This is a genomic window from bacterium, from assembly GCA_016124905.1.
Classification (GTDB): domain Bacteria; phylum Pseudomonadota; class Alphaproteobacteria; order Rickettsiales; family RI-342; genus RI-342.
On the sequence record WGMV01000026.1, the window covers coordinates 83,612 to 92,242 of the forward strand.

Below are 8,631 nucleotides of genomic sequence, written 5' to 3' on the forward strand. Positions count from 1 at the left end.
GGCACCCTTAAAATGAGAGGAAATTTTCCATCTGCTCGCGGAAATGCTGATGGAACCATAGCATAATATCCGGAAGCACGGCAGCCATGACCAGCAGACCGAAGATGATCTGCGCGGGCATCATGACGAAGAATACCTGGAAGTTCGGCATCAGGCGCGACAGGACGCCCGCGGCAATATTGATGACCATGGCCGATACGATAAAAGGCATGGAAAGACTCAGTGCTAGCATAAAACTGAGCGCCACCAGCCGCGTGAAATAGACCGCCATGTCGTGCCATGGGACGGCGCCGGTGGGCTTCAGCATGGTGTAGCTGTCCACAAAGGCTTGCAGCACCAGCAGGTGGGTGTCCGTCACCAGAAGAATCAGCAGCGATGTGAGCGTGAGCAGCACGCCAAGCGAAGCGCTCTGGCTGCCCTGCGTGCTGTCAAACAGCATGGCGGTGGCGAAGTTGGTGTGCGTGGCGATGACCATGCCCGCGATATGCATGGTGGCAAGCAGCGTTTTGGTGGCCATGCCGATGAAGAAGCCGTACATGATCTCCGTCGATACCTGCATGAAAAGCTGCATGGTGGAAGTGGCTACTGGCGGAAGGTACGGCTTCAGAATAGGCGCCAGCAGGTAGCTGATGGTGAGCGACAGCAACAGACGCACCCGCAGGGGAACATACATCTCGCCAATGCCGGGCATGAACATGATGGCCGTGCCGATGCGGCAGAACACGAGCATGATGGAGAAAATTTCTCCGATCAACAGCCCTTCGAGCGTCATCGGGTTATCCTGTGGGTTATCCTGTTCTGTGCCATTGATGCGTCCTTTGCAGAGGATAAAGCATGCCTAGGCTCTGCGCTTCGCGCAACCGCTCACTCAAGGTCCGTCATGCGCTCGGCCATGCGGGTGTTGAAATCCGTCATCTGGCTGATGAAATAGGGCATGAGCGCCATCATGGTGAGGAAAATGGCGAGAATCTTCGGCACGAAGGTGAGCGTCATCTCCTGAATCTGTGTCAATGCCTGCAACAGGCCGATGACCAGGCCCACCACAAGGGCCACGAGCATGAGCGGCAGGCTGAGCTTGATCAGCACCCAGATGGCGTCGCGGCCGATATCGATGACGGTTTGCGCGTCCATAACCCCACCGCCTTAAATCGGCATTTTCAGGATGTCCTGGTAGGCATTGATAACGCGGTCGCGTACGGCGACCACGGCCTGCAGGGTGAGTTCGGTCTGGGTGATGGCGGAGACCATCTCATGCAGATCGGCCTTGCCGAGCATGGCCTTGATGCTGATATCCTCGCCTTTGTAGGTGGTGGCGATGGAGCGGTCGATGGAGCCTTCCAGCAGTGCCGGAAAAGACATTTTGCCATTATTCGGCTGGCTGCCGGCCTGGCCGAATGTGGTCGTCAGCGGGGCATCGCCCTCGGCCTGGGTAGATTTTGCCTGGGGGGCAATTTTTGCCGCGTTGGCGTAGGCCTTACTGGCGGCATTATAGATGGAATCGACCATTTTGCTTACTCCCCCGCTATGATGCGCTACCTTAGTTTGCCTACGCTCTGCGCTTCGCGCAACCGCTTACAGCTTAACTATCTTAGCACACCCAGCGTATTTTGCATCATCGACTTCGCGACCTCAACAGCCTGCACGTTGGCGTCGTAGGTTCGCTCGGCTTCCTTCATATCGCCCATTTCCACCATCACGTTGACGTTTGGATAGAGCACATAGCCCTGTGCGTCCGCAGCCGGGTGGCTGGGGTCGTATTTCTTTTCGAATTCGGATTTATCGACACCGACTTTATGCACGCGCACCGTTTCCGTGCCCAGCTCCTTGTCCAGCGCGTTGCGGAAGCTGATGACCTTACGCTGGTAGGGCTTGCCGCCCGGGGTGGAGGCCGTGTCGTCGGCGTTGGCGATGTTTTGCGAGATGATTTTCATCCGCTCGCTTTGCGCCTTCATGCCCGATGAGGAAATATGCAGCGAATTGATAAGATCTACCATGCTATCCCCCTATATTTTAATGGTTTTGCACCGATATACGGAACAGATCGGCAGATTTTTTATACAGTGTGGTGCTCATCTGATAGGCAAATGCGTTGTGAGAGACGTTTTCCATCTGCTCTTCCAGGTTGATGCTGTTTTTGACCGGTTTGATCTCAAAGCTTTTGCGCATCTGTTCGGGGTCGTAGGTCGGGGCCATGAAATAAGCGCCGCCTTTGTGTTCCGGTGAAGTCTGGGCCATGGCCAGGCGGTGGTGATTGGGGATCATGGCGGAAAAGTCCGGCTCGGCAATGTCCTTGGCACGGTAGCCCGGGGTATCGGCGTTGGCGACGTTCTGGGCAAGCACGTCCTGGCGTTCTGCCTGGTAATTCATCTTGGCCTCCATCAGGCGGACCAGGCCGGTGCTAGAAAAATCCATGATTCCCTCCGTTTTTCAGGGCTTTTGGCCCGCTTCGCCTCTTATAATGCAAGCAGCGTGCCAGTTTAGCTGGTTTCTGCTGTGTGTGGAATCAGGAGTTTAAGACGCCCCCTCTCCCCAAACCTTTTAATGGTCTGATAACCCCATTGGCGCTATAAGGCTAGCATTACTCCTCTATATGTAGTGAATATGCTCTATCTTGCCCGCAAAGTTGGTGAATCCATTATCATCAACAACAATGTCGAACTGACCGTCATGGAAGTGAAGGGCAAATCCGTGAAGCTCGGCTTTCGCTTTCCGCCCGATGTGTCGGTGCTGCGCAAGGAGCTTTACGACCGCATTATCGCCGAGAACCGCGAGGCGGCAACAGGCGGCGAGATCAACCTGGACGATCTGCTGTAATTTTAGCCATGAACGATAAGCCCACCCCCAAACCCGAAACCATTGCCATTGCACTTGGCAGCGGCGAGGCCGGCGGCGTTCCGCAGGTGCTTGCCAGCGGCAAGGGCTTCTGGGCGGAGCAGATCATGCAGCTGGCGTTCGCCAACGGCGTGGCCGTGCGTCAGGATGCCGACCTGGCGCAGGTGCTGACCGCGCTCGACCTGGATGCGCCGATTCCGGTGGAAGCGTATTCCGCCGTGGCGGAGATTTTGGTGTTTGTCTATCGCGCCAACGCATCCTATAACCAACGTAAGCAAGCTGATAAGGAATAGCCCCATGGCCAACGCTGATATCGACGGTAAGTTCAATGAAACGCACCGCTTCATTATTTCCGCGCGTGAGACGCTGGAACAGGGTGGCGACGTGGACCTGGGCGGGCTGGATACCAGCGTGGCAGAGCTTTGCACCCTTGTGGCAAGCATGGAAGCCGGCGTGGTGCCGCCTTACGCCAAGCGCCTGCAGGAGATGATGGGCGACCTGAACAAGGTGGCCGAGCTCCTGAAGCAGCGCCATGCGGAGATCGTCCGCCAGATTGAAGGGCTGAACCATCAGAAAAACGCGGCCAAGGCCTATGGCCAGGCGCTCAAGAATGCCGACGAAGAGTCGGGCGAGAACAGCTAGGTCATGGAGACGGGCTCCATGCAATGGCTGGAGCATATGGCCGCGCTTGCGGGCGTGCTGCTGTTGTTCATGCTGTGCGCCCATGCAGCGCGCGCGGTGCTGATGAAAAGCGGCCGCGGGATGTTGCTGAAAGGCAAGCAGGCGCGGCTCGCCCTGCAGGACAGCCTGATGCTCGACAGCAAGCACCGTGTGGTGCTGTTTTCCGTGGATGGTGATGAATATATGGCGCTGCTCGGTGGAGAAATACCCCATGTGGCCGTGCGCAAGACCAAGAAAAAGCAGAAACAGAAACCAACGTCTTCCAAATCCATCCTCGAGGAGGAACCCGCCGATGCGTAAGCATTGCCTTTTTGCCCTGCTCGCCCCGGTCATGGTTTTTGTGCTGGCACTTGCCCTGCCCGGCCAGGCATTCGCGCAGAGCCTGTCGCTGAACCTGGGCGACGGCGGCTCCTCCAGCGCACGCATCATCCAGATGATTGCGCTGCTGGCGGTCATCAGCCTGGCGCCTTCCATCGTCATCATGATGACCTCCTTCACGCGGATGATCGTGGTGTTGTCGCTTTTGCGCAGCGCGCTCGGCCTGCAGCAGACGCCGCCCAACGCGGTGCTGATGTCGCTGGCCTTGTTCCTCACCTTTTTCGTGATGGCGCCGACGCTGGAGAAATCCTACGACGATGGCGTGCTGCCGCTGATCCAGGAGCAGATTACGGAGAAAGAGGCGTTCGACCGGTCGCTCAAGCCGTTCCATGAATTCATGCTGAAGCATGTACGCGACAAGGACCTTCAGGTATTCGTGGATATGGCGGGCACGCCGAAGATTGAGACGCCGGAGGATACGCCCTACCGCATCCTGATTCCCGCCTTCATGATCAGCGAATTGAAGCGGGCGTTCGAGATCGGCTTCCTGATTTTCATCCCCTTCCTCATCATCGACATGTTCGTGGCGGCCACGCTGATGTCCATGGGTATGATGATGCTGCCGCCGGTGATGATCTCGCTGCCGTTCAAGCTCATCTTCTTCGTGGTGGTGGATGGGTGGTATATGCTGGCGGGGAGCCTGGTGGAGAGCTTCAAGGTATCGCTCTAGCCTCCGTCATTCCAGCGAAAGCTGGAATCCATGAAACGATTCATCCGCTATTGTCTGAAAATACTGGTTAGCCTGCTGGATTCCAGCTTTCGCTGGAATGACGTGGGGGTGTTATTCCTGCATCGCCGCGAACATGGCGATATCGAGGAAGGTAAAACGGTCGCGCGAAAGTGCGGCGAGCTTGAGGGCCAGGTGGATTTCCTTTTGCGGAATGTGGGCGCTGCGTGGCGAGGTTTGCAGGCCCATGCCCTGCAGCCATCCCTGAAGTTTGCGGCGGGAATGGGCGTGGCCGGTGCCGTGGATGGCGGCGGCGGCCCTGGGCCATTGCTTCATCCAAGCGGCGGCGCGACGGGAAGAGCCGATGGGCTTGTGCGCGGCGGAGTCCAGGCATTCCTTGGCCTGCGCCTGACCCAATGCGTGATGCAGGGCTTCCATCGGCGGCTTGCGCCATTCCAGGCGGGGTGGGCTTTCCAGCAGTTTTTCCTGAAGTTCGGCCATGATGAGGGTGGTGACGGCGATCAACTCGCCATGCAGCAGGCTTTTGCCGTAGCCGCGCAGTTCAAGCCAATGTGCCAGCATGTGCTCTCCCTGGCTGGCGGGGGCACTGCTATTGGCGCTCGTCATGGCGCGGCCGCCTTCCAGCAGCCATTCCATGAGGGCGCGCACGGCTTCCGGGCTTTGCCGCTGGAGGCCTTCCATCTGGTGGATCACGGCTTGTTCGTGGGTTTTCAGGCGTTCCATCATGGCGGCGTCAAAGGGCGTATCGAGCAGCAGGTGCGAAAGCTGCCAGTCGCGCCAGCAGGTGCTGCGGCAGAGGCTGTCGGCAAAGCCGCTGGCGGCCAGCCGCTGCGGGGCTTCGGCGAGGATCTGCCAGTTCAGCAGCAGGGCATGCGGGACATGGGCCGCGAAGGATTGCTTGTGGCCATGCAGGTTGATGGAGGCATTGGCGGAGAGATAGCCGTTCATGGAAGGCGCGGTGGGCAGGACCGCATAAGGAATGCCCGCCTGGGCGCTGGCGAGTTTGCACAGATCATTGATGGTGCCGCTGCCGATGGCGAGGCAATGGGTGCGGTCAGCCAGCGCATGTTTCACCCGTTCCAGCGAAAGGGCATCGGCCTGCGGAGAGGCGCTGAAATTGAGCAGAACGACATCCGCATGGCTGCGGAGGCTTTTGATGACGCCCTCCCCCACGGCCTGCAGGCAGTTGGCGTCGCTGACGACCAGCAGGCGGCTTTTGGCGGGCAGCCAGGCGTCGCACATGGCATCGGCCGGAGAAATATCTATGGTGTGTGTCATAAAACTTGCTGTCATGAGGCAGAGGGCTATATCAATTTGCCCAAACAATCATTAACAAATGGCGGATATGGCCACGCCCGAGCCGGAAGCAACCAAGGAACCGAAGGAAGGCATCGACTGGGATGCCAGCCTCTACAGCCATTTGCGCGAGGTGAAGCGACGGCTGATGTGGTATGCGCTGGGGCTGATCGTCACCACCGCCATCTGCTATGAATATGCGGGGAATATCTATGGGTTTCTGCTGCGGCCGCTTTCCAGCCTTGTGCATGACGGGGCGCACAAGCTGATGTTCACCAACCTGCCGGAAGCCTTCATCACGCATCTGACCATTGCGGTCTATGGCGGGTTCTTTTTGAGCTTTCCGCTTTTCGCCTATCATCTTTACCGCTTCTGCGCGCCGGGGCTTTACGGGCATGAAAAACGAATGATGGTGCCCATTCTGACGATCGCGCCGATGCTGTTTCTGCTGGGTGCGGCGCTGGCCTATTACGGGATATTCCCGATGGCGTGGAAATTCTTTTTGAGCTTCGAGCAGCCCGCCACGCCGGATGCGCCGGCCATCATTTTGCAGGCACGGATGGCGGATTATCTGGAACTTTCCGCCGAGGTGATGACGGTGTTCGGCCTCACCTTCCAGATGCCGCTGGTGCTGGCGGTGATGGCCCGCATGGGGCTGGTGACAGGCGCATGGCTGGCGAAAAAACGGCGTTATGCCATTGTCATCATCTTCGGGATTGCCGCCGTCATCACCCCGCCGGATGTGTTCAGCCAGATAGGGCTGGCACTGCCCCTTTGCCTGCTTTATGAAATCACCATCATTGTCTGCCGCTGGATGGAACCGAAGGCGGAGAAAATCATCCCCACACAGGATATGATGAATCATGCTTGATATACGCTGGATACGCGAGACGCCCGAGCAATTCACCGCCGCCATGCAGAAACGCGGCGTGCTGAAAGCCGGGCAGGATAGTTTGACGCGTGAATTGCTGGAGACGGACCGTCAGTTCCGTGAGCTCATCACCGAGCAGCAGGGTTTGCAATCGCGCCGCAACCAGCTGGCCAAGGAAATCGGCATGGCCAAGAAAAATGGCGAAAATGCCGATGCGCTGATGGAGGAATCCAAACAGGTGAACCAGCGGCTGGCGGATATCGATGCGCGGATCGCCGAGGGCAACCCGGCGGAGGAACTGCTGAAAACCCTGCCCAACCGCCTGGATGACAGCGTGCCGCTGGGTGAGGACGAAACGGCGAATAAGGAAGTGAAGCGCTGGGGTGAAGCGCCGAAGATGGATTTTGAGCCCAAGCTACATGATGACCTGGGCGAAGCGCTCGGGATGATGGATTTTGAGGTGGCGGCGAAAATCGCGGGTTCGCGCTTTGTGGTGCTGAAGCAGGGGCTGGCGCGGCTGGAGCGGGCGCTGGCGGCGTTCATGCTGGATACCCACACCGGCCAATTTGGATTCACCGAAGTGGTGCCGCCTTATCTGGTGCGCGACAACAGCCTGTACGGCACCGGGCAGCTGCCGAAATTCGCCGAGGATCTTTTCAAGACCACCAGCGGGCATTGGCTGATCCCGACTGCGGAAGTGTCGCTCACCAATCTCGTGCAGGACAGCATCGTGCCCGAGGGCGAACTGCCGCTGCGCTACACCGCATGGACGCCGTGCTTCCGTTCCGAAGCGGGCGCGGCGGGGCGTGACACGCGCGGGATGATCCGCCAGCACCAGTTCAGCAAGGTGGAGATGGTGACGATCTGCTCGCCGGAGAAATCGGAAGAAGAACATCAGCTGATGCTGAATGCGGCGGAAACGATTTTGCAGAAGCTCGGGCTGCATTACCGCGTGATGCTGCTTTGCAGCGGGGATACGGGTTTCTGTTCGCAAAAGACGTTTGACCTGGAAGTGTGGCTGCCGGGGCAGCAGGCTTTCCGCGAGATTTCCAGTGTCTCCAACTGCGGGGATTTTCAGGCACGGCGCATGAAGGCGCGTGTGAAGGGCAAGGAAGGCGGGCCGCGTTTGCTGCATACGCTGAACGGTTCCGGCCTGGCGGTGGGGCGGACGATGGTTGCCGTGCTGGAGAATTACCAGCAGAAGGATGGCAGCGTGCGCATCCCCGATGTGCTGGTCCCCTACATGGGTGGAGTGAGCAGCCTTGCAGCCGCTTAACGTCAATCCCTATAACCATCTGGTGCAGACGCCGCTGAGGGATATGCGCATCCTGATCAGCAACGATGACGGCGTGCATGCCAAGGGCATTGAGATTCTGGAACGCGTGGCGCGCAGCTTGTGCGACGATGTGTGGGTGGTGGCACCGTTGACAGAGCAAAGCGGCGCGGGGCATTCGCTTTCCATCAACAACCCGTTGCGGGTGGAGCGGATGAGCGAGTTCCGCTATGCCGTGACGGGCACGCCGACGGATGCGGTGCTGCTGGCGGTGAAGAGTATTTTTGCGGGGCAGAAGAAGCCGGACCTGGTGCTTTCGGGCGTGAACCGTGGCAGCAACCTGGCGGAGGATATCACCTATTCCGGCACCATTGCGGCCGCGATGGAAGGCACGTTGCTGGATATCCCCTCCATCGCCTTCAGCCAGAGCACCTTTTCGCATGAGGACACGCCCTGGGCGACGACGGAGGCGCACCTTGCCGCCGTCATCACCAAGCTGGTGGCGGTCGGCTGGCCGCCGAATGTGCTGATGAATGTAAACTTTCCCCCTTGTGCGCCGGGCGAGGTGAAGGGCATCGCCCCCTGCCCGCACGGCCGCCGCGCCATTGGCGA

At 58.8% G+C, this 8,631-nt stretch carries 14 protein-coding genes; 8 read left to right on the plus strand and 6 right to left on the minus strand.

Annotated elements, in window-relative coordinates; translation table 11 throughout:
- Positions 1-7 precede the first annotated feature (7 nt).
- From fliR to flgB, 5 genes are all read right to left on the minus strand, one after another.
- Positions 8-772, minus strand: a complete 765-nt coding sequence (fliR, locus tag GC177_07535; protein ID MBI1275807.1) for a flagellar biosynthetic protein FliR — start codon at positions 770-772, stop codon at positions 8-10.
- A gap of 92 nt (positions 773-864) precedes the next feature.
- Positions 865-1,131, minus strand: a complete 267-nt coding sequence (gene fliQ, locus GC177_07540) for a flagellar biosynthesis protein FliQ (protein ID MBI1275808.1) — start codon at positions 1,129-1,131, stop codon at positions 865-867.
- A gap of 12 nt (positions 1,132-1,143) precedes the next feature.
- Positions 1,144-1,506 (minus strand): flagellar hook-basal body complex protein FliE, encoded by a 363-nt coding sequence (locus GC177_07545; protein MBI1275809.1) that lies wholly within the window; start codon positions 1,504-1,506, stop codon positions 1,144-1,146.
- A gap of 77 nt (positions 1,507-1,583) precedes the next feature.
- The gene (flgC, locus tag GC177_07550; protein ID MBI1275810.1) at positions 1,584-1,994 is read right to left on the minus strand and encodes a flagellar basal body rod protein FlgC; all 411 of its coding nucleotides are present in this window, start codon (positions 1,992-1,994) and stop codon (positions 1,584-1,586) included.
- 16 nt (positions 1,995-2,010) lie between these two features.
- On the minus strand, positions 2,011-2,412 hold the full coding sequence (gene flgB, locus GC177_07555) for a flagellar basal body rod protein FlgB (GenBank protein ID MBI1275811.1): 402 nt from the start codon (positions 2,410-2,412) through the stop codon (positions 2,011-2,013).
- A gap of 189 nt (positions 2,413-2,601) precedes the next feature.
- Here flgB and csrA point away from each other — a divergent pair, with 189 nt between their 5' ends.
- Genes csrA through fliP form a run of 5 tightly spaced genes read left to right on the plus strand, consistent with a single transcriptional unit; the run spans position 2,602 to position 4,561 of the window.
- Complete coding sequence (gene csrA, locus GC177_07560) at positions 2,602-2,814, plus strand: carbon storage regulator CsrA (protein MBI1275812.1); 213 nt, start codon at positions 2,602-2,604, stop codon at positions 2,812-2,814.
- Positions 2,815-2,822: 8 nt separating this feature from the next.
- Positions 2,823-3,125: a flagellar protein FhlB gene (locus GC177_07565; protein MBI1275813.1), complete on the plus strand. Its 303-nt coding sequence runs from the start codon at positions 2,823-2,825 to the stop codon at positions 3,123-3,125.
- A gap of 4 nt (positions 3,126-3,129) precedes the next feature.
- Positions 3,130-3,474, plus strand: a complete 345-nt coding sequence (locus GC177_07570) for a hypothetical protein (protein ID MBI1275814.1) — start codon at positions 3,130-3,132, stop codon at positions 3,472-3,474.
- 3 nt (positions 3,475-3,477) lie between these two features.
- A complete protein-coding gene (locus tag GC177_07575; GenBank protein MBI1275815.1) occupies positions 3,478-3,813 on the plus strand; it encodes a hypothetical protein in 336 nt (111 codons plus the stop codon).
- On the plus strand, positions 3,806-4,561 hold the full coding sequence (gene fliP / locus GC177_07580; GenBank protein ID MBI1275816.1) for a flagellar type III secretion system pore protein FliP: 756 nt from the start codon (positions 3,806-3,808) through the stop codon (positions 4,559-4,561). The genes GC177_07575 and fliP overlap by 8 nt, the downstream gene beginning before the upstream one ends.
- 111 nt (positions 4,562-4,672) lie before the next feature.
- Here fliP and GC177_07585 read toward each other — a convergent pair whose 3' ends face one another.
- A complete protein-coding gene (locus GC177_07585) occupies positions 4,673-5,872 on the minus strand; it encodes an iron-containing alcohol dehydrogenase (GenBank protein ID MBI1275817.1) in 1,200 nt (399 codons plus the stop codon).
- Between the two features lie 52 nt (positions 5,873-5,924).
- Between GC177_07585 and tatC the strand changes: the two genes are divergently transcribed.
- The 3 genes from tatC to surE all read left to right on the plus strand — a co-directional run.
- On the plus strand, positions 5,925-6,746 hold the full coding sequence (gene tatC, locus GC177_07590; GenBank protein ID MBI1275818.1) for a twin-arginine translocase subunit TatC: 822 nt from the start codon (positions 5,925-5,927) through the stop codon (positions 6,744-6,746).
- Positions 6,739-8,022 (plus strand): serine--tRNA ligase, encoded by a 1,284-nt coding sequence (gene serS, locus GC177_07595; protein ID MBI1275819.1) that lies wholly within the window; start codon positions 6,739-6,741, stop codon positions 8,020-8,022. Before tatC ends, serS begins: the two co-directional genes overlap by 8 nt.
- Positions 8,023-8,065: 43 nt before the next feature.
- A partial coding sequence (gene surE / locus GC177_07600; GenBank protein MBI1275820.1) for a 5'/3'-nucleotidase SurE occupies positions 8,066-8,631 on the plus strand: 566 nt, incomplete at its 3' end.